This window comes from Leptothoe sp. ISB3NOV94-8A (assembly GCF_043421595.1).
Lineage (GTDB): Bacteria > Cyanobacteriota > Cyanobacteriia > Phormidesmidales > Phormidesmidaceae > Leptothoe > Leptothoe turfae.
This window is the reverse complement of sequence record NZ_JAXSQW010000001.1, coordinates 1,645,950-1,665,050: the sequence shown is the minus strand read 5'-3', so window position 1 is coordinate 1,665,050 and position 19,101 is coordinate 1,645,950. Positions and strand designations below refer to the sequence as shown.

At 46.2% G+C, this 19,101-nt stretch carries 25 protein-coding genes and 1 tRNA gene; 8 read left to right on the top strand and 18 right to left on the bottom strand.

Annotation, left to right across the window (positions count from 1 at the left end; translation table 11 throughout):
• Positions 1–166 precede the first annotated feature (166 nt).
• The 7 genes from SPB21_RS07290 to SPB21_RS07260 form a co-directional block, all read right to left on the bottom strand.
• Positions 167–598, bottom strand: coding sequence for a DUF6876 family protein (locus SPB21_RS07290; RefSeq protein WP_499866130.1), 432 nt, complete (start codon positions 596–598; stop codon positions 167–169).
• A gap of 115 nt (positions 599–713) precedes the next feature.
• Complete coding sequence (locus SPB21_RS07285; protein ID WP_499866129.1) at positions 714–1,367, bottom strand: pentapeptide repeat-containing protein; 654 nt, start codon at positions 1,365–1,367, stop codon at positions 714–716.
• 21 nt (positions 1,368–1,388) lie between these two features.
• Complete coding sequence (locus tag SPB21_RS07280; protein ID WP_499868683.1) at positions 1,389–2,441, bottom strand: IS481 family transposase; 1,053 nt, start codon at positions 2,439–2,441, stop codon at positions 1,389–1,391.
• Positions 2,356–3,630 carry a pentapeptide repeat-containing protein gene (locus tag SPB21_RS07275; protein ID WP_499866128.1) on the bottom strand — a complete coding sequence of 425 codons (1,275 nt, stop codon included), beginning with the start codon at positions 3,628–3,630 and terminating at the stop codon, positions 2,356–2,358. Before SPB21_RS07275 ends, SPB21_RS07280 begins: the two co-directional genes overlap by 86 nt.
• Entirely contained in the window at positions 3,631–3,816 is a 186-nt protein-coding gene (locus SPB21_RS07270) for a hypothetical protein (protein ID WP_499866127.1), read from the bottom strand. It lies immediately after the preceding gene.
• Between the two features lie 13 nt (positions 3,817–3,829).
• Positions 3,830–4,654 carry a hypothetical protein gene (locus SPB21_RS07265; protein ID WP_499866126.1) on the bottom strand — a complete coding sequence of 275 codons (825 nt, stop codon included), beginning with the start codon at positions 4,652–4,654 and terminating at the stop codon, positions 3,830–3,832.
• 448 nt (positions 4,655–5,102) lie between these two features.
• Positions 5,103–5,813, bottom strand: coding sequence for a hypothetical protein (locus SPB21_RS07260; protein WP_499866125.1), 711 nt, complete (start codon positions 5,811–5,813; stop codon positions 5,103–5,105).
• 256 nt (positions 5,814–6,069) lie between these two features.
• On the opposite strand from SPB21_RS07260, the gene SPB21_RS07255 reads away from it, so the two are divergent.
• The 3 genes from SPB21_RS07255 to SPB21_RS07245 all read left to right on the top strand — a co-directional run bounded on the left by SPB21_RS07255 (position 6,070) and on the right by SPB21_RS07245 (position 7,734).
• Positions 6,070–6,816: a hypothetical protein gene (locus SPB21_RS07255; RefSeq protein ID WP_499866124.1), complete on the top strand. Its 747-nt coding sequence runs from the start codon at positions 6,070–6,072 to the stop codon at positions 6,814–6,816.
• Between the two features lie 62 nt (positions 6,817–6,878).
• Complete coding sequence (locus SPB21_RS07250) at positions 6,879–7,361, top strand: ISAzo13-like element transposase-related protein (RefSeq protein ID WP_499866120.1); 483 nt, start codon at positions 6,879–6,881, stop codon at positions 7,359–7,361.
• Positions 7,336–7,734, top strand: a complete 399-nt coding sequence (locus SPB21_RS07245; RefSeq protein WP_499866123.1) for an ISAzo13-like element transposase-related protein — start codon at positions 7,336–7,338, stop codon at positions 7,732–7,734. Before SPB21_RS07250 ends, SPB21_RS07245 begins: the two co-directional genes overlap by 26 nt.
• On the opposite strand, the gene SPB21_RS07240 is transcribed toward SPB21_RS07245, so the two are convergent.
• The 5 genes from SPB21_RS07240 to SPB21_RS07220 form a co-directional block, all read right to left on the bottom strand.
• Entirely contained in the window at positions 7,697–9,058 is a 1,362-nt protein-coding gene (locus SPB21_RS07240) for a transposase family protein (protein WP_499866122.1), read from the bottom strand. The two genes, SPB21_RS07245 and SPB21_RS07240, sit on opposite strands and share 38 nt — an antisense overlap.
• Before the next feature lie 49 nt (positions 9,059–9,107).
• Positions 9,108–9,482: an ISAzo13-like element transposase-related protein gene (locus SPB21_RS07235; RefSeq protein ID WP_499866121.1), complete on the bottom strand. Its 375-nt coding sequence runs from the start codon at positions 9,480–9,482 to the stop codon at positions 9,108–9,110.
• On the bottom strand, positions 9,457–9,939 hold the full coding sequence (locus SPB21_RS07230; RefSeq protein WP_499866120.1) for an ISAzo13-like element transposase-related protein: 483 nt from the start codon (positions 9,937–9,939) through the stop codon (positions 9,457–9,459). The genes SPB21_RS07235 and SPB21_RS07230 overlap by 26 nt, the downstream gene beginning before the upstream one ends.
• 114 nt (positions 9,940–10,053) lie before the next feature.
• Complete coding sequence (locus tag SPB21_RS07225; protein ID WP_499866119.1) at positions 10,054–10,365, bottom strand: helix-turn-helix domain-containing transcriptional regulator; 312 nt, start codon at positions 10,363–10,365, stop codon at positions 10,054–10,056.
• A 3-nt stretch (positions 10,366–10,368) separates the two neighbouring features.
• Positions 10,369–10,731 (bottom strand): type II toxin-antitoxin system RelE/ParE family toxin, encoded by a 363-nt coding sequence (locus SPB21_RS07220; protein ID WP_499866118.1) that lies wholly within the window; start codon positions 10,729–10,731, stop codon positions 10,369–10,371.
• A 217-nt stretch (positions 10,732–10,948) separates the two neighbouring features.
• Here SPB21_RS07220 and SPB21_RS07215 point away from each other — a divergent pair, with 217 nt between their 5' ends.
• A complete protein-coding gene (locus SPB21_RS07215; RefSeq protein WP_499866117.1) occupies positions 10,949–11,278 on the top strand; it encodes a hypothetical protein in 330 nt (109 codons plus the stop codon).
• Here SPB21_RS07215 and SPB21_RS07210 read toward each other — a convergent pair.
• Complete coding sequence (locus tag SPB21_RS07210; RefSeq protein WP_499866116.1) at positions 11,244–12,383, bottom strand: site-specific integrase; 1,140 nt, start codon at positions 12,381–12,383, stop codon at positions 11,244–11,246. The genes SPB21_RS07215 and SPB21_RS07210 overlap by 35 nt on opposite strands.
• A 164-nt stretch (positions 12,384–12,547) precedes the next feature.
• Positions 12,548–12,663 (bottom strand) — tRNA-OTHER (locus SPB21_RS07205).
• Between the two features lie 135 nt (positions 12,664–12,798).
• Here SPB21_RS07205 and SPB21_RS07200 point away from each other — a divergent pair.
• The 3 genes from SPB21_RS07200 to SPB21_RS07190 all read left to right on the top strand — a co-directional run bounded on the left by SPB21_RS07200 (position 12,799) and on the right by SPB21_RS07190 (position 15,483).
• Positions 12,799–13,227 carry a transcriptional regulator gene (locus tag SPB21_RS07200; RefSeq protein WP_499866115.1) on the top strand — a complete coding sequence of 143 codons (429 nt, stop codon included), beginning with the start codon at positions 12,799–12,801 and terminating at the stop codon, positions 13,225–13,227.
• Positions 13,228–13,230: 3 nt separating this feature from the next.
• Entirely contained in the window at positions 13,231–13,611 is a 381-nt protein-coding gene (locus tag SPB21_RS07195; RefSeq protein ID WP_499866114.1) for a DUF5615 family PIN-like protein, read from the top strand.
• A gap of 126 nt (positions 13,612–13,737) precedes the next feature.
• Positions 13,738–15,483, top strand: coding sequence for an SWIM zinc finger family protein (locus SPB21_RS07190; RefSeq protein ID WP_499866113.1), 1,746 nt, complete (start codon positions 13,738–13,740; stop codon positions 15,481–15,483).
• A 36-nt stretch (positions 15,484–15,519) separates the two neighbouring features.
• Here the strand turns inward: SPB21_RS07190 and SPB21_RS07185 are convergent, their stop codons facing one another.
• Positions 15,520–15,801 (bottom strand): helix-turn-helix transcriptional regulator, encoded by a 282-nt coding sequence (locus SPB21_RS07185; RefSeq protein ID WP_499866112.1) that lies wholly within the window; start codon positions 15,799–15,801, stop codon positions 15,520–15,522.
• Between the two features lie 663 nt (positions 15,802–16,464).
• Here SPB21_RS07185 and SPB21_RS07180 point away from each other — a divergent pair.
• Complete coding sequence (locus SPB21_RS07180; RefSeq protein WP_499866111.1) at positions 16,465–16,710, top strand: hypothetical protein; 246 nt, start codon at positions 16,465–16,467, stop codon at positions 16,708–16,710.
• A gap of 101 nt (positions 16,711–16,811) precedes the next feature.
• On the opposite strand, the gene SPB21_RS07175 is transcribed toward SPB21_RS07180, so the two are convergent.
• The 3 genes from SPB21_RS07175 to SPB21_RS07165 all read right to left on the bottom strand — a co-directional run bounded on the left by SPB21_RS07175 (position 16,812) and on the right by SPB21_RS07165 (position 19,070).
• Positions 16,812–17,009, bottom strand: coding sequence for a hypothetical protein (locus SPB21_RS07175; RefSeq protein WP_499866110.1), 198 nt, complete (start codon positions 17,007–17,009; stop codon positions 16,812–16,814).
• 107 nt (positions 17,010–17,116) lie between these two features.
• Complete coding sequence (locus tag SPB21_RS07170) at positions 17,117–18,790, bottom strand: ISL3 family transposase (RefSeq protein WP_499866109.1); 1,674 nt, start codon at positions 18,788–18,790, stop codon at positions 17,117–17,119.
• On the bottom strand, positions 18,762–19,070 hold the full coding sequence (locus SPB21_RS07165) for a hypothetical protein (RefSeq protein ID WP_499866108.1): 309 nt from the start codon (positions 19,068–19,070) through the stop codon (positions 18,762–18,764). Before SPB21_RS07165 ends, SPB21_RS07170 begins: the two co-directional genes overlap by 29 nt.
• Positions 19,071–19,101: the final 31 nt, after the last annotated feature.

Here is a 19,101-nt window from a genome sequence, read left to right as displayed (position 1 = left end):
CGAGAAAGTTTTTCACTTTCAGACTTCCAAAGACAGAAAAAATCAATTTTTCAAAAGATACTGCGCGCGAGTTACTCACATTGTGGATAACAGGAAGTGCCCATACGGAGCACGCGTTATCCATCACTGTGAGCAAGTCGCGCTCCTCTTTCAAAGGAGCCGAAAACTAATGCTCAGATGGGAGATACGCCACCCGTTTTAGCGGTGGTTCAATGTCCTCTGCACTCAAATAGAGCGGTGCAACCCAGATGCTTATTTTCTCCAATGGGAAATCTGTGTAAGAGATAGCATCTTTGTACACCACCTCCCCAGTATCCCATTCACAGATAATGGTTCCCTTTGAATCGTTTACGGTGAGCGTCCAGAACTGCAGCTCTTGCAGCTTTGGATGGTCCCTTATGACCGGGTTTACCTGGTGAGATGCAATGTAGTCTATCAGCCAGTAAGCTTCACACTCTTCGGCTACATAGTGCGTTCCATCGGTTAAATGAAAGAGCGGGAAGATTTGAGGCGAGTGCCGGTAGTACTGCGTTGTACCGCTAAAGGTCTTCAACGTTCGTTCTATTTCTTGCGTTGTTGGTGTGATTGTTTTATTCATAGTGATATTTCCTTTGTTATGGGGTTTGGTGATTAGTCCCACCAGGCCCCATTTTTTGTGGAGTACCTAAACCACCGAAAAGGTGATTTAGGTGTCGCAGGAAGGAGTTTTGTGGTTAGTGCTTGAGCGTTCCGTTTGGCATGACCACATTGCGGTAGCTCACTCCAAAAAAGAAGTAGGATGGGATATTCGATGACCGGGAGAGGTCAGAGTCTACAATTCGAAGCCCCCGTGCTTCCACATCAGTAAAGTCCATCGCCTGAACGACAGAGCCTGAAATCATGGCGTTTGTAAGCGTTGAGCCCTCAAAGCGACCCCCATAGAGAGAACTATGGTGAATGGTGGCATCTTCAAGATTAGACGATAAAAACGAGGTGCCACTTAGCTCAGAATGGTCAAACACCGCTTCATTGAGCGTGGAGCTGTAAAACGAGGTTGAGTACAGCACCGCGTTAACAAACCGTGCCCCGGCAAGGTCAACGTTGCGGAATGTTGCTTCATCAAAGAGGACGTTGCCCGTGAAAATGGCACTCCCCATGTCAGTGCCGTTAAAGCGTGCCCGAACATAGGAGCCTCCTTCGAAGGTGACTCCATGGAGCAACGCTCCATTAAAGATAGTTTCTGTAGCAGTGACCCCAGAGAGTACCTGATTAGATAGATTGACCCCGGAGAGGTCAGCGTGGCTAATATCAGCCCCATCTAAATCAACTTCCCAGAGTTGTGCGCTTGAAAAATCAGTGTGCGTAAGATCTGAATTGTAATAGATCAAACTTCATCTGACAGAAGGGGGTTATCTGACACTTAGAGACTTGTCAGGTTGTGTTTGATTTTTTACACTCTTTTCTCCGTATTGATCTAATTGTTTTTCGTTTGCTAAATGCGCACTATCGAGAAAGGTTTGTATGGGCGTCTTGCCGTAACAATATCGACCTGAATGGGGTCGTTCCCAATTGTAATACTCTATCCATTCATCCACATCGTTTTGTAGGTCTTCAAGGCTTTGATAGACTTTTTTACGAAACGCAATTTGATAAAACTCCTCCAAAATGGTGCGATGAAAGCGTTCACAAATCCCATTGGTTTGGGGTGATCTGGCTTTCGTTCGCGTATGGTCAATGTCTTCAATGGCCAGGTAGAGTTGATATTCATGGTGTTCGACATTGCCACAATATTCGGTGCCTCGGTCCGTCAAAATCCTCAGTAATGGAATGCTCTGTTCCTCATAGAATGGGATTACTCGGTCATTGAGCGTATCAGCGGCCACCAGCGCATTCTTACGGTCATACAGCTTCACCTGAGCCACCCGAGTGTAGGTATCAATGAAGGTTTGCTGATAAATCCGTCCGATGCCTTTGATGTGACCCACATAGAAGGTGTCTTGAGAGCCTAGATACCCCGGATGATGGGTTTCTATTTCCCCATGGGCTTCCTTTTGTTCCTTCGCCTTTTCGAGGGCTTTTACCTGCGCTTCGGTGAGGATTAGGTTGTCTTGAGCCGCTTTCGCTTCCAGTGCTTTGAGCCGGAGCTTAAACGTTTGAAGGTCATGCCGTAGCCAAATAGAGCGAACACCGCCTGGAGAGACAAAGAGGCCGTGTTTCTTCAGTTCATTCGAGACACGCACCTGGCCGTAGGCCGGTTGGTCTGTGGCAAACGCAACGACGGCGGCTTCTACCTCTGGGTCGACTCGGTTCTTGACGCAGGGCTTTTTACGGTCAATGTCGCGTAGAGCCGCTTCTCCACCGGTCTCGTAGAGTTCTTTATAGCGATAGAACGAATCTCGCGATACGCCCATCACTTTGCATGCCTTGGAGACGTTGCCGAGGGTTTTGGCTAGATTTAAGATGCCTAAGCGATTCTTGACGATCTTGTCTTGGGTATTCATTGTGACACTCCTGATTCAGTGTGAGTTTACAGGTTGTGTCAGATAAAGTCTTAACTATTACATCTGAATCGACCAGCACGGCACCATGAAGGTTTGCAGTTCCCCAGGTAACGTTCCTTGCTGTAATTCCTGCAAAGTTCGCGTTCTTAAGTTCTGCCCCGTCAAAGTTCACATCCTCTAACGTCATGCCATAAAATGCGGCACCGGTAAGGTCTGCATCCAGCAAGAGTGCTCCCTTAAGGGCAATATCCTGGAACGCCTTCCCGCTAAAATCCTCCCCCGTGAGATCGACATTTTCACAGTCACCAGACTTGTTGTCCCGAATGGCAGTGATGCAAGTGTGACGACGAAATTTTTTGTTTGCCGTCTTTGTCGCCTCTCTTACTATTGGAGCTGTTGTGGTTCCCTCTACCGTCATAGGTTTTGGCCAAAGCACCGCTGTCCCTCCCAGAGCAATGACTCCAGAAGCAGCCAGAGCATAGGGTACTGAGCGTTTTAGAATCCGTGGAATAGAAGGCGGTAAAAGCCGTTCAAGGAACTGCACTACCTTTTTATCTGCCCCCTTTGGAAAACGATGGAGCCGATAGCGTCCATTTTTGCCCTTACGAACACAACAACTTGCCTCCTCATAGGAGCAGTTAAGAGAAAGCTGTAGCAGCATCCGTGTAAGGTCTGCCTCAGCCTTATTTGAGGGAGTGCCCGTAATCGGTTCAACATTATCAAGATTGATAAGATACGCCTTCCCGGTTACCCGTGAGACAAGGACATCTTCAGCAAAGAGAGACGTAAGGTGGTACCCACGAAATGCTAACCCTTTCATGCATGCAATCAGGCTTTCACCAATGGTGAGCACCCGTTCAACCGTAAGCGGTGTTGTTCCAGGCAGAAGGGTATAAAACTCACTTCCTTGCTCAGGATTGTAGAAAACAAGCGTTTTTTCTGCCCCTGTACCGTAGTCACCAACATACTGAACTACTCCACTGATTCCATAGCTGCCAACGTCACGCGAGCGTTCAATTTGCTCATCGGTCACTACCCGCCGTAGCAGAAAAGATGTTCCACTGCTGCTATCAACGCTTTGAAAAAGCGTATCGTTCCCTAGAGAGAGCTGCTTGGTATTCCGAAGATTTGAAGAGGAAAATGGCTGCATTTACTGTTCCTCCTTTGGTGCATCGAGTAAGAACTGGGAGATGGCCCAGTTGACCATTGGGTTATCAGTGCCGGTATGTCCAAGGTTGTAGCCCCGCTGAAAGCAAAAGAGGCTCCACCAGGTGAGGGTAAACAGGAGCAGTACTAGAACCACTGTATTGATGGCGATTTGAATGGGTGATTTCATTTGTGTGGCCTCCTTAGCTTGCGATCGCATCAAACTCTGCATGAGTGGGGATAAGCCCTGTGAGGTGACTTACTAAGTCGCCTTTAGGAAGCACCAGCCGGATACGCTTTCTCCCAATGGTGAGGTCTTCCCCTGTCCAAAGAAACGGACGAGCATCAAAAGTAAGGGAATAGCTATTCCCAGAAAGGATGAGATGGCCTACTGGAATCGGAGTCCCCTTGTAGTTCGCTTGAATTTCGTACTCGTCAAAGGGGCTCTGAACCTCAACCCACCGAAGGCTGATGTCCGTTACTAGAACGTTCAGTGGAACGCCTAATGCATGATCAGATTTCTTCCAAAAGGGAGAACTGACGCCTCTAATGTCGGGACCGTGAGAGGTGAGGTTTTCCCGCTCCTCGGCCAAAAAGGCTTGTAAAGCCTCATATTCAGCCTGAAAATTAGGTTCTACCGCCGATACCTCCTCTACGGGAAACGACTCCCCAGTGATGCGCTCTACCGCCTTGCAGAACGCAACATGTACAGAGGAAGAGGAAGTAGCTCCCCTCTTAGAGCGCTCTAAAGACTCAACAGAACAGCCAGGCGCAAAGTATGTCCAGTTATCAAAGTTCTCCCCTTGACTCATAAGGGCTGCCCATTCTGGGGAGTCTGCCCCAAGGAATTCGAGAGAAACGGTAGCTGCAAACCGAGTTGAGTAGGCTCCAATACCGTTTGAGCGAAGGAGCGATCGCAACTCTGGAGATACTTTGGGCTTTATCTGGCTATACCGGGTAGAGGGGAAGTTTTTGGCAATAGGAATCCGCGCCCCCGTGCTGGGAGGCCTTTGCAAGTTATTCTTCATCAGAAACGCCTAATAAAGGACTAAGAAATGACTTGGAACTTCCGGAAGATTCCGTATGACTTAGCTAATTGCTAGAACAGCTAAGAGGTTAAGGCCGATATCTTTTAAGAGAGTAGATCAAAAGAGAAGAAGATAGCTTGCTGGAACCGTTGCAATAAAAGGAATACAAAGCCGTTTTGTAATTCGCTAAGTAATTTTTGCAATTACTTTTTCTACTTCAATACAAAGCAAGTTGTAATTTGTAATAGCGTTTGTAATTTATTTGCTAATAAACTACAGAGCTAAAAGAAGTAGCTCTTCTAACCCATATAGGGAAAGGGATGCAGGGTATATCTGCTAAACCGATATGGGGCAAGCTCAAGTCTTAATACAAAGAAATAATCCCGCCCGAGTTGACAGCCTTCCTACATCACACGATGTAGACCACTCAAACAGCTACAGTCTAAAGTCATCGGGGCCAGTAAACAGGTACTTCTTGTAATGCTTTATCTGGATAAAACTTATCCCCAAGCTCTGAATCTAGCTGAGCTTCTATAGTGCTCGCCAAGTTTTGCAAAGGATTGGGGGTCATTGTTGGTTCAGCTTGATCATCTAGACCTTCGTTGATGTCAGGCCGAACCCTCTCTATCACGTCGTGATACCAGCGAAGTGTAGAGACAAGTACCCTCCAATCAATCTCTACATCTGTAAGCGCTCCATCCTTAACGGTCGCTTTAACATAAGAAGGCTCTATCCGGTGTCTAGGCAAAGCTTCTTCTATACTTTCACTATTCGCAGAAATGGCAAATCCTGTTCGTACAAAAACAGAACCAAGGTCTTCAATTTCATCAGGCGATGTTAATGTTTTCTGTTCTGGAGACAGATATTCACGGTGAATTTTGTCGTGATTATCTTCAAGTTCTGCACCAAGTTCTACTAGATACTGTCCAAAAGCCCCTACATTCATTGGAAATTCTATTTGTTGACCTTCATAATGACTGGAAAGACTATGGATGGACACTGTACCGCCACCGATCTCAGAGTAAGAGTCAACAGTCTTTTGTCCCTGGACTAAGGCATCCGAAAACTCTGAAGCATTCATAGAGCTATCACCTGCTTCAGTTATATCAGCACCTCTATTAGGACCATTGGAAGATAATTCATTGTGCTCTGATGGCATATTCAACCTTCTAATCAAAAATTGATAAAAGCTATGCCGTTATGAAACTCTGGCCTTTGAGAGTAGCCTAATTTTTTGACGATCGTTTGAGAATCCTTAGCCTATACACATGATAAATAGCGGATGCATTAGCCAGAACCCCTTTATTTGCGAATGAAAACGTATTTGTAAATGTTTTCGGATAATTATCCCGCCCTCAAAGGATTTATTTTAGAATTACGTATAAAGTGACAGACACTTGCCCTGTTAGACGTTGATGCCAAAAAAGTCACGAGTCGAGCGTATTGCAGAACTCCTTATCGAAGGAGTAGTTTTTGCTGCTCAAGCGAAGGATAAGTTAGAAACCTATGACAACACTTTTCGCAAATGCACATGGAATTTAGAGTCTGGTGAAATTGATGTAGACTGCATATCCTGGGCAAAATTCAAACGTTTTATAGAAGCTGAGTTGCCTGGGTATGGGAAAGGATATTTTGAAAGTGATAAGTGCAAAGACAGATTTGGGAAATCAAGATTTGATGCCTATTATCTTACGGGCTCGATAGACTTTCTTGAAAAATATCAGATAGCTAAAAATAGCATCAAAGAAGGGCAAGGGTCAAAACCCATCACATTCAAGCTTAAAAACTTTTATTCCTTACCTTCCAATACTCCTCTAAATGACTATGCAGTTGCACAGATAAAAGCTGCTTACGATAGGCAAGCTTTGGATAAGAGTTCTTCCTCAACAGGAGAAGTTGCTCGACCCAGTCAAAATGTTAGTCAGATTCAAAGTACTTCTAAAAGAGGCAACCCCGTTTATCCTATCGGGTCGAGGAAAATTGATGGAAGAGACAGAGAGATTGATGAACTCCACTTAAAGTTGCAGGAGTCGGTAGAAAATAAAGACAATCTAACAGCAGTTAATGTATGTGGGATTGGCGGTATTGGAAAAACTGAACTTTGCATCCATTACATCAAAAACTATGAAGTAAAATTCTATAAGGGGCTTGCCAAAAAATAGAATACCCGCAAAACTTAGAAACAGGCCACCCAAAGAATGACCGCTTGTTTTGAGGATCGCTAATGCTAGATGACACCGTAAAAGAGACCATCCGAGATGCGGCTCAAAAACTTACAGGCGCGCGCAAGCGAGCGTTTATGGCAAAGGTTGCTGACGATTACTTTGAGGGGTCTGCTCGCAGAACCGAGCGACACTTAGGTTGGGGTCGTCAGAGTGTTCAATTAGGTCTCCATGAACGTCGTACTGGCATCACCTGTGTTGACAACTATCGAGCCCGAGGTCGTCACCGCAGTGAAGCAAAACTCCCTACCTTAGAAACTGACATCCGGGATCTCGTCGACAAAGACGCGCAAGCCGATCCGAAATTCCAATCGACATTTTACTATGCTCGAGTGAGCGCACGAGCGGTACGCGACGCTTTAATGACGAAGAAAGGGTACCGTGAAGAAGAGCTACCTAATCGTCAAACGATTGGTAATGTCTTAAATCGGATGGGATATCGCTTAAAAAACACAAAAAGTGAAACCCCAGAAGAAAATTCCTGAAACCGACGCTATTTTTGAGCATGTCGCTGACGCCAATCAGGGAGCCGATGCGGATCCCAACACCTTGCGCATCTCAATTGATAGCAAGGCGAAGGTCAAAATTGGCAATCTCTCTCGTGGTGGGAAAGCGCGCGCCTTAGAGGCGCAGAAAGCCGATGACCATGATGACCATTGGGAGGCTGTTTTGGTCCCTTTCGGGATTCTTGATGTTGGCAGCGACCAACTGGCTATTTACTTTGGTCAGTCTGCTGAAACCAGTGATTTTATTGTCGATTGTTTAGAGGCCTGGTGGGATGACTATCAGGAGTACTATCCGGATATCGACATCTTAGCTATTAACCTGGATGGTGGGTCGGCATCAGGACCTCCATAATGAGATCAACCGATTGCCCTTGCCCCGTGAGTCGATGAATCAACTGGACCACCTGTTCGAAGGCATCCCGAGACAAGGAGTACAGTCGCTGGCCGATGGGTTGCTGATTGTGATCAGCAAAGTCAAACCGCTCAGATTTTTGTCCATAACAGCTGGCTTGCTGAAGGGCAGACTGCGCTATACAACTTAAGCAGAAGTGGCGTTTGACCGCTTCCTCGTTGCGGAGCTGAGCGTCTTCAAAGCCCGTCAGCTGTTTGGCAAACTCGTGAAAGGTTTCTATCGGCCATCGAAAGGTCCAGGTAGAAAAGGTCCGGTTGGCATCCCAATGCAGGGCATCGGTTAAGAGAAAACGAGGGGCATCACTGAGGTCTTCAGTTTCATGAACAATGACAATACGTTTGCGACCATATTTTTTGAGACGAACAACTTTAGTAAATGCCCAAACCTCTCGATATTGACTGTTTCGGCAACGAACGTTCTTGTGTCGAAAACTCTCAGGATGACTCTCTTTAAGTTGTTGAGCCACGTGTTGTACCTGCTGCCAGGTGTGGTTCCACATAATCAGTCGCGTCCGTTCAATCTCACTGACCCAATGTTTGCCTTTAGATTCAATCAGTTCGGTTAACGGACGAGTCAACACGCCCTGGTCAAAGGCATAATCTGCTTGAGGGTACTGCCCTTCGGCTTCGATAGTGCGAACACTCTCAACCACCATCTCCGTTCGTTTCTGATAGCTTTGTTGGTGTAAATAATAATGGAGTAATTCCAGCAATCGCTCTCGCACCTGGTCAAGTTGTTCGTAATGCTCTCGTTGTGTCATCGCTAAATACGCCAACTCTGCTTTCTGATAATTGGGCGGTTGCGCCTCAACCGCTAAGCCATCCACCCGATGGGGATTGGCAATGGCAGCGGTGACCACTGTTTGATAGCGACTCCAACCACTATGCACATAATCATAGGCGGACTTGGCTCCATAGATCTTGCGGCTGTAGGGATGATACGAATAGGTCCAGTCCAGACTAATCACCGCTCGCCCACGACCTCGATAGCGGGGGGCCACCAGTGCCCGATGTCGACGCATGAGCTCATCGCGACTCCATCGCGATTCGAACACCGATTCATGCATCGCTCGGCGGCTCACCTGGGTCCCCTCTGGCCAGACGATTTGAGCGTATATTCCTTGTAGAGTCTTATTTGGGCTTAACAACAGGCCATTGATATAACGACTGACATGGTCAAACCCGGCCTGTCGGCAAAAGACCGGACGATAGTTCTGCAGAAACCCTTGTAGGGTAGAGCCAATCCCAACTAACGGACAATGCATCGGGCCTTTCCAACGTCAGTCCGTCTATTGTCCTAGATGGAATACCTAGCTAACCTTCCAAGTCGTGTAAGATGTCGATATCCGGATAGTACTCCTGATAGTCATCCCACCAGGCCTCTAAACAATCGACAATAAAATCACTGGTTTCAGCAGACTGACCAAAGTAAATAGCCAGTTGGTCGCTGCCAACATCAAGAATCCCGAAAGGGACCAAAACAGCCTCCCAATGGTCATCATGGTCATCGGCTTTCTGCGCCTCTAAGGCGCGCGCTTTCCCACCACGAGAGAGATTGCCAATTTTGACCTTCGCCTTGCTATCAATTGAGATGCGCAAGGTGTTGGGATCCGCATCGGCTCCCTGATTGGCGTCAGCGACATGCTCAAAAATAGCGTCGGTTTCAGGAATTTTCTTCTGGGGTTTCACTTTTTGTGTTTTTTAAGCGATATCCCATCCGATTTAAGACATTACCAATCGTTTGACGATTAGGTAGCTCTTCTTCACGGTACCCTTTCTTCGTCATTAAAGCGTCGCGTACCGCTCGTGCGCTCACTCGAGCATAGTAAAATGTCGATTGGAATTTCGGATCGGCTTGCGCGTCTTTGTCGACGAGATCCCGGATGTCAGTTTCTAAGGTAGGGAGTTTTGCTTCACTGCGGTGACGACCTCGGGCTCGATAGTTGTCAACACAGGTGATGCCAGTACGACGTTCATGGAGACCTAATTGAACACTCTGACGACCCCAACCTAAGTGTCGCTCGGTTCTGCGAGCAGACCCCTCAAAGTAATCGTCAGCAACCTTTGCCATAAACGCTCGCTTGCGCGCGCCTGTAAGTTTTTGAGCCGCATCTCGGATGGTCTCTTTTACGGTGTCATCTAGCATTAGCGATCCTCAAAACAAGCGGTCATTCTTTGGGTGGCCTGTTTCTAAGTTTTGCGGGTATTCTATTTTTTGGCAAGCCCCTTATTGAACTCATTGGCTTGACAGACAGCTCTTTCAAGGTTGGCTACCAAGTGGCTTGATGTCGATAGTGAGCCCTAAAGCATTAAGGATGGAGACGGTAGTTTCAAGTGTTGGATTACCATTACCACTTAGAAGACGATGGAGATGTTGCCGGGAAATATCTGCATCCTCAGCAACAGCCTTAACTGCACCCGCAGCATCAACAACATTTTTTAGAGCGAGCAGAAATGCCTCCATGTTGCCATCTTTCAGCGTTTCATCAAGGGCAACTTTGAGATACTGCGAAGAGTATTCTGGGTCAGACAGCCTTTTTAATTGATCATCTCGGTAATCTTTTACTGGCATTGCTTAATCTCCTGCTTGCTCACGTTTGTATTCCTGCCAAAGCCTTTGTGCTGTTTTAATATCCTTAGTCTGCTTCTTTTTCGCTCCACCTGTAAGAAGTAGCACTACCTGATTTCCGGCAAGCCCATAATAAATGCGGTAACCCGGACCAAAGAAAAACCGCAGCTCATACACCCCCTCACCCACTGACTTGTGATCACCGAAGTTACCTAAACTAACCCTGTCCAATCGGACATCAACTCGCACCTGTGTCTGGCGATCCAGTTTTAAGAACCATTCATCGAATGGACAATCACCGTCTTCAGTGATGTATTTCTGAATTTGCCATTCGTTCACCTCACACCCCCGTATCCTAGTATGTCGCATATATGTGACATATTCAATGCCTAAAATTTAGGCACACCTGCAATGTCCAAGCAGAGCCACTCTGCGTTACAGAATAGTGAGTTGATTGAGGATTTCAAGATCAGAGTTAGTTTCCTTACTTCATCTCTGACCAAGACTCTTTATGGGCTGATAGCTACAGTCAATTTGGGGTTAGGCACTCCCTTTCCCATACCGACCGAAATAGCAGAGACTCATCATGTCCCTCGCAGAGCAAATCAGTTTCCTGGAAAACCGTATTTTAATCTTAGAAAGAACCCTCAAGGCTCTTGGGCTTCCCCTCTCTGAATGGGTCTCGCCCAATCAAGCCTCCGGTCTGCTTGGTATTTCCAGAGGCAAAATCCTCTCAGAAGTCAAAGTCGCTGAATATGCACGGACAACCCGTCAAAGATGCGATCTCCAATACGGCAAACACTACCGTAAAGTAGGAAGCGATTGGCAAATCAATTGGCAACTTTTTCAATCAGTCATTAATACGCCAGAGGATGAACGCGCTATTGTGGAGCAACCAGAAGTCCTTCACTGTTAGCCGTGACACTGCTCTTTGCTGTCTGCCACGCTTGTTGATGCTGAGATTCGCTTATGGCCTGATGATAGGTGCGGCTGTGAATTGTGATTGAATGCCCCATCCACTTTGCCGCGATTGAGTCTGAGATAGCACCACTGAGCGCAGTTCTAATGGCATACGCATGTCGTATAAAGTAGAGGGTATGCCCAATCTTTCCCGTCTCCCGAAAATACCGCCCTGCTTTGCTCCCAAGAATCTTGTTATTTTTCCCTACTATCTCAACAGGTGGCAACTCCCCTTCCCATGGCTTCATAATGCTCCACCAGTCTGCTGGCCACGGATATGCTATGTGGTAGCCAGTCTTTGTCTCATCTGGAATTTTTGCAAACGGATCATCAGGATCTGAAGAGAACGTTGCAAAGAACGGTTCGTGGGGACGCATTCCATAGCAGGCAATACGGGCATAGAACGCTTTCCACTCTGGGTTTCTAAGTTTCTCCCACGTTTCTAGAATCTCTTCATCGGTTGGCACTTCGTCTGCTCTTATAGGCTTTGACTTGTATCCTCCGGCAGGATTTAAGGTTCTTAAGTTAACCTCAATACCGGCAAAATCGGCAAGCTGTTGATAACAGCTCACATAGCGAACGCGACTTTTTGTTCTATCTTTAGTGAGCTGTTCAATGAGCACTATTAAAAGTGCTCCACTAAGCTGCTTATCACGAGGTAGTTTTGAGAGCGGTTTGGCGTAATCGTCAATGTAGGTTGATTCTTGGATTTGTCGTGACTTTTGCGCTCCAAACTCTTGTCCCCAGTCGTATGAGGATTTTGAGGTATCAAACGTATTTTTCCGATAGCGAGGGTCCCATTTATCCCAACTAAAGCACTGGCGAATCAGCTCTGACTCTAAGTCCAGGGCAAGTGCCTTTGCTTGTTCGAGCCCTGGTTTGTTTGCTGACTTTCCTGTTGGTAGATCACGTTGCTTTGCCTTCGGTTCTCCAGATTTTGGAGGCAGTGTAGCGCGAAGGTACAACGACTTACCACGTCTTCGAATTCGCACCTTATCGAGACGCTTATTGGTTGTATCAAGTAGGCTATCGAACTTTGACCAAGAGGACTGATTAGCCATGATGAGCTGCAAAAACTTGCCCTAGATTTGCCCTAAAATTAACCTGAATTCAGATCAATTTTGCTTAGCTCAGCTGATCTGATCAAAAATCTTTGAGCGCTGGAAGCCTCTATATATTAACACTTCAGACGAAAGTTAAGGCTTTCAGATTTGAGTTAAAATAAAGCCAACGGCGGGATTTGAACCCGCGACCGCTCGATTACGAATCGAACAAGAAATCTTAATTCAAAAGACTTTCAGGCTCATAATTTTTAATTACACCCAATTTACACCCACTGACTATTCATCATTCAAAAACGTGACTCATCTTTGTAAGGTGCTGAATAGGACAAGTGCCGGTTACAATGTAACTATTGTAATTCTTGGTGTCTTTTTGCTAGGCTTATGCTGACAGATCGCAATTTGCGCTAAACCCATGTCTAAAGTTGTTAGTACCCGTCTTCAGGATGAAACCTTTGACCGGCTCAGCCGCATAGCACGAATTCTAGATAAAACTCCCAGTGAGACAGTGGCCACTCTGGTGGAAGAGTCCTTACGTGAGATTGAATTTGCATTTATTGAATTTCGCAACTCGGCATTGGGGCGTCAGTCCTTTATGAAAGGGTCTTCATTGGCCGTCTGGGAAGTGATTGAAATCGCAAGGACCTATGAAATGGATATCTCAAAGGTAGCCAGCCACTTTGAGCGTCCGGCAGAGTGGGTTAAGGCCGCATTTAACTATGCAGAAGCGTATCCTGAGGAAATTGAATTTGCGATTCAGGATTCGCAAGCAATATCGGCACTAAACGTGAACAGATTATTGCCAAATCTAGAGGTTGTTTCAGTACCGACAACAGAAGAATAACTCATGCTTTCTTTTCTGCTAGATGAGCATATTTCTCCTAAGGTTGCCGAGCAGCTCTGCCAGAAGTGTCCTGATATGAAGGTGCATGTCTTACAAACCTGGGAACAAGGTCGTTACCTGCAGATAGCTGATAATTTATTACTTGACTTAGCGAGTCAATATGACCTGACACTGGTCACCTATGACTTGAAGACGATTCCGGTGCTACTCGCTGAGTTAGCTGAACAAGGATATGATCATGGAGGTGTGATTTTTGTTGACCAAAAAACAATTCCACCGAATAATTTTGGCTTACTAATTAAATCTCTTATTTATTTATGGGAAGCTGAGAAGGAGAAAATCTGGAAGAATCGGGTGATATTTTTAGAGGCACTGAAGGAGTAGCATGCAAGGATATCTAAATTTTCCGAGCAGAGAGTATGTCAATGTTAACAATTAGGCTTTACAGCCTGTTTCCTTCTAGTTTTGCTGACACAATATAATCAAACGCATTTGGGAGGTTTGTGGGCAATGGCAACTCTCAGCGATGTTCTCGATGAAGACTTGCTGATTAATCTGGCAGGTGATCGCTATTTTGAACGAGGTGTTGGCTATTTTGAGCGAGGATTCGTGAGTTCCCTGGCTCAATATGAGGAGCGCATTACAGCTGAGGTCCACGGTACAGAAACTTATCAGGTGCAACTCTGGTTGCAAGACGGGAATTTGCTGTCTCGCTGTACCTGCCCATTGGGAGTAGAGGAAATCTTCTGTAAACATTGTGTTGCAGTGGGACTGGCTTGGATAGCGGAACCACCCCCTTCCCCCCCTACTGGGGAAGCTCCTGCTAGAGTAGGTACCACAATGGAAGATGTCCGTCACTACCTGGCTCAACAGGAGCGAGAGACACTGGTGCGGATGATACTGGATAAAGCAATGGGGGATGCCCGCTGGCGTGAACAGTTGTTGATGAAAGCGGCTTCTTCTCAGACCGGAGGTGCCGATATTACTACGTTTCGAAGAGCGTTGAAAAATGCTATTCCCATCGGTGATTTTGTAGATTACTATGCTGCCGTCAGTTATGCTGATAGTGTACAGTCTGCAATCAATGGTCTCGAAGATTTGCTAGAGTCAGGCTATGCCAGTGATGTTGTAGAACTGAGTGAAGAAGCAATTACCCTGTTGGAGGATGCTCTAAATTCTGTGGATGACTCGGATGGTCATCTGGGAATGATTATCGACCAAGTCCAAGATCTCCATCACCGGGCTTGTGAAGAAACTCAACCTGATCCTAATGCGTTAGCAGAACGATTGTTTCATATGGAATTAGGGTCAGGCTATGGTTTGTTTCACAATGCTTTGGAGTCCTATGCTGATATTTTAGGCGATGAAGGGCGGGAAACATACCAACAGCTAGTAGATGCCGAATGGGATAGACTGCCGGAGATCGGCAAGGAGAAACACCACAGTTTCAACTATCGCCGATCACAACTTAACCGGATGAAAGAGACGTTGGTAGCTGCCACGGCAAATTTAGAAGAACTGGTAACGGTTATTGCCAAGGATTTGTCTCAACCGTCTCGCTACTTGCAGATTGCTCGACTCTATCAGGATACTGACCAAACAGAGAAGGCAATCGCCTGGGCAGAACAAGGATTGAATGAGTTCAAAGACGACTATTTTACCGGTCAGCTTGGAGATTTCTTGATTGCTGCCTACGAACAACAAAATCGATTCGATGACGCAATTAAAATTGTCTGGCAAGACTTTGCTAATCGTCCTTCTTTGCAGCTATACCAAAAACTTAAGCAGCATGCAGACAAGGCACATGATTGGTCCAAATGGCGTGACAGGGCATTGGACCATATCAGACAAAATGCCAAGACTACTAAGCAACCGTCTTATCATCGTAGCTTTGCTCATGTTGGATACTCTCTTCTTGTTGAGCTCTTTTTGTGGGAGGAAGATATAGACCAGGCATGGCAAGCAGCGCAGTCTGGTGGATGTAGCTCACATCTTTGGATGCGCCTGGCTGATATCAGGGCTTCAAATCATCCCGAAGATTCACTGGCTATTTATCAGCCTGCAATTGAACCACTGATCAACCAAACTAACAACGAAGCTTATCATCAGGCAATTGACCTGATCGTCAAAGTCAAAGATGTGATGACGAAACTTGATCGAGAAACTGATTTTGAAACGTTTGTTGCTCAGCTCAGTGAGAGCTACAAACGCAAGCGCAATTTCATCAAGTTTTTGAAACAAAGAAGATTAATTTAGGCAACAAATGTCTTGTGGCTACTATATTCTTCTCAACTACTTTGTTATTTGGCGATGTTTTGTTGATGATTTAGTTCGCTTCTGATTGCTCAATAGCTGTTGCTGATAGGCTGAAATCGCTCTCATATGAACGGTCGGGTTCTCTCGATTATGCAGCCAATCTTGAATCAGTTCCAGATTATACCGTACACACCGACTATTCAGGCGTACCCAATGTATCCCCTCGATCCACTCACCATTAAGTCGATATTTTTTCAATGTTGAACCACTTAAGTTCAGACATTCTGTTGCTTGACGTTTACTGACAAAGAGAAGCATGGCGCTACTCCTAACCGTACTATTTAGCTTCAAAAAGCGGTAGATAACTTTGTAGGGGTTTGTTAACGAGCAATGACGACTCAAACAAGCCCTTATTAGTCCTGATAGTTTCTATATTAATGACCAAATTCAATTGACGCTGAATCTATGCTGACATAGAAACATTGCTTAATTTAGTTTGTGGTTGAATATTTAATGTAGGCGGATCTTCACCTTTTTTAATCTATAGAACAGTTCTCAAACAGTCTAAACATCAGGTTTTTGAAGGGATTTATCAAGGGTGTCAGCATAAAGTGGCTAAATAGGGAAGCTAGCCAGGCTTGATTAGTTATTTGATCAGCATAAATCTTAAAACCACTGATTTAATTGAATTTCAGCCCCTGTAAAAATCTAAAATCACCTATCAAATTGCCCTTGACTCAGTCAGACGTTGTAGTTACTCTAAGCCATAGGCTGTTCGCGGCCTTACCACAGAGCCCATAATTTAGCGCCATCGGCAGGTGCGGGAACACCGTGCCGATGACATACGCCCTCCAAGCTGAGCAAGCAGCCTGGGAACGCAGGTTTAATGTACCTGATGCCACCCCGGATTGCACCTATGCAGGGGGTGGCTAATTTATGGCTCTGGTTTCCTTCTCGTCGTTTATCTGGAGATCAGAGTCAATGTTTCTTGATAATAGTCAGGGTACAGGCGTGCCCACAGACCCACCTGCCAGTGGAGCATTGCCGGAATATCAGTCTGAAGATGTCAGGCTCATGCTGCTGGGCAGTTTGACATCGGTGCAAAATACGATCGCTCTGCTATTTAAGCTCAACTATGCTGAGCCTAATGATTGGAGTCGTCCCTTAGCTACTGGTCGGCCTAATGAAGTGATGGCTATCTTAACCAAACGTGTCAGAGTAGATTAGTCTCTTGCTAGCCAATTCATAGAACAGACGTTATTCTCAGCTCGCGATCCGTCTTCTTGAGGGGACGGATCGCGAGTCCAACCAAGATGCTCAAAAGTGATTTAACTGGTAACGCCTGAATAACTCTGTTTCTGTTGGGGTAAGTATCGTCGTCGTCGTTGTTGTTGTTGTTTGAACTGCATGAACGCGTCGCGCACTGTGTATTTTGCATAGCGAACCATGGCCAGTATTATCACGCCTTTTTCATAGACTTGATACTGCACAAACGGTCCCTGCAGTAGAGTAATAGCTACGTTCACAGCCGGTTTTCCAAGTTTGAGTGCGGTCTGCAAAATCACACTCACTTCGGGCTCTTGGCGACTTTTGGTGATCGCGCTACCCTAGCCTGAACCATCGCCCCAGAAGACTATCTGTTTGTTAAAATTAGTCGCTTAGCCAATAGGTCTAGCTCTGCCCGTCCAAACATTTGTCGTTTCAGCATTTTTAATCGATTATTTTGGCCTTCAACGGGGCCATTGCTAACCTCTAATGTAACGCCAGCTTTGACCGCATCATAGTCTTCGTCCAATCCTTTGGCAAAGCTCTGAAATGCTTTCACTGTAGTATTCTTAGCTTTTTCTAACCAGTTATCTAACTGCGCAGGAAGTCGCTGTCGGACAAGGATGATAAAGTCCTGAGTGAGCCTTATGATCTCCAATAGTTCAGATCGTTGACTAAGGCGTTCCAAGAGCGTTTTTTGTTTATCTGTCAACGTGTCCGGTTTCTGGAGAACTAACCAAGCCGCTCGCCGAGCACTTAACGGTTTCTGGGACTTGATGGTGACCTTTGGGGCCGGACCTCGACCAGGCAAATCCTTTAATGAGTCAGGGTTGGGGCTTAGCTGAGCTTGAGCTGACCGTAGCGTATGGGTATAGCGTGCAAGAGTTTCGTAGGTCCCTGAATAGCCCTTTTCTTGAATTGCCTTAAAGAGCTGTTTGGTGTGCTGACGTCCTTGGTTCCATTGATCGATGAGATATGACTTGTAGGGGTCTAAAATACTCCTGCGTTTTCGGCTGGATGGCTGCCATTCCGGAAACGTCTCATGCGATAGATAGGTATACACCGTACGCTCACCCATCCCTAGATGATAGGCAATATCTTTGACCTTGTATCCTTGCTTCCGTAAGCTGTGGACCTGCTCATAGTTTTCGAGGCGTTCAGCTCGCTTTTGGGCCGTTTTCTGTTGTTGGGCTGTTTGGGGAGTTGAATTCTGTGATGTCGAAACTTCAGACACCGTAGCTCCTTCGGATTGAAGCTGTTCTTGTTCAATCTGTTTGAGGATTTTTGAGTGACTCTTCAGAGCCTTTTCTAGAGTCTCTTCAAGATTGTGTAACAGATGAAAGCGATCTGCCACCTGAATGGCATCGGGAGCTCCCTGAGTCATCCCACGCTTGTACGTCTTGGAACGGTCCCGTGACAAGATTTCAATACCAGGGTGCTCTTCTAACCATGCGGCTAAGGTTTCTGCTGTCCGGTCTGGTAACAAAGCAATGGGATGGTGTGTTTCGAGATCCACCAAGATAGTTCCATAGTGATGACCTTTACGGAACGCAAAATCATCTACGCCCAGAATCCTAGGGGTAATCACCTCGGGTAGCGGCAAGCTGGAGAGAAGGCGCAGAAAGGTATTTCGGCTATAGGCGTAGCCTACTCTGTAACTTAATCTAGCGGCGGCTGACCCAGCCAATTCTAATCCTATGGCGATTAGATGGTCTGTGTAACGAGTCGTACGCCTAGCCCAAGGGGCGACAACACTGGGTATGCGCTCAGTAAAGATCCGTCGCTGACAGGTGTCATTGAGACAGAAAAACTTACACACCTCTAACAAGAGAGTCAGGCTGAACTGAACCAAGGGTAAATCCCTGAGCGTTCGTTGATAACGACTATGAACCCGTCCAGTGGGAGCTTGGCACAATGGGCAATGGGCAATCACCTGAGTGGATTCTACTGTAACGATGAACCGATGGGTTTGGGTATCTAAATCCCAGTGTTTCAGGGCTAAGGCTGATGAGTCAGGGAGTAGATGCTGTAGAAAGTCCATGATGGGATGCACGTGAAGGCCAATCCCTATTTACGGTTTGCCATCCCATTCGGATCACCAAAAGTCGCCAAGAGCCCGAAGTTGTGTGAATCAGCACGGTCAAGGCCACTGAGTCATCTAGCTTGATGGCAGCCCATTCATTAACGATAAAGCGCTGGTATAGCTGGAGATAGTCAATGTCAGGTTCTCCAATCACCCGTCGGCTAACCTCTAAATAATCGTGCCGTGCGACCTGAGCTTGTTGGGTCCTACATGTGTGAGGCTTGGGAAGAGTGTTCATGAGCTTTTTAGGTTAGCTATCCATCCTTCAA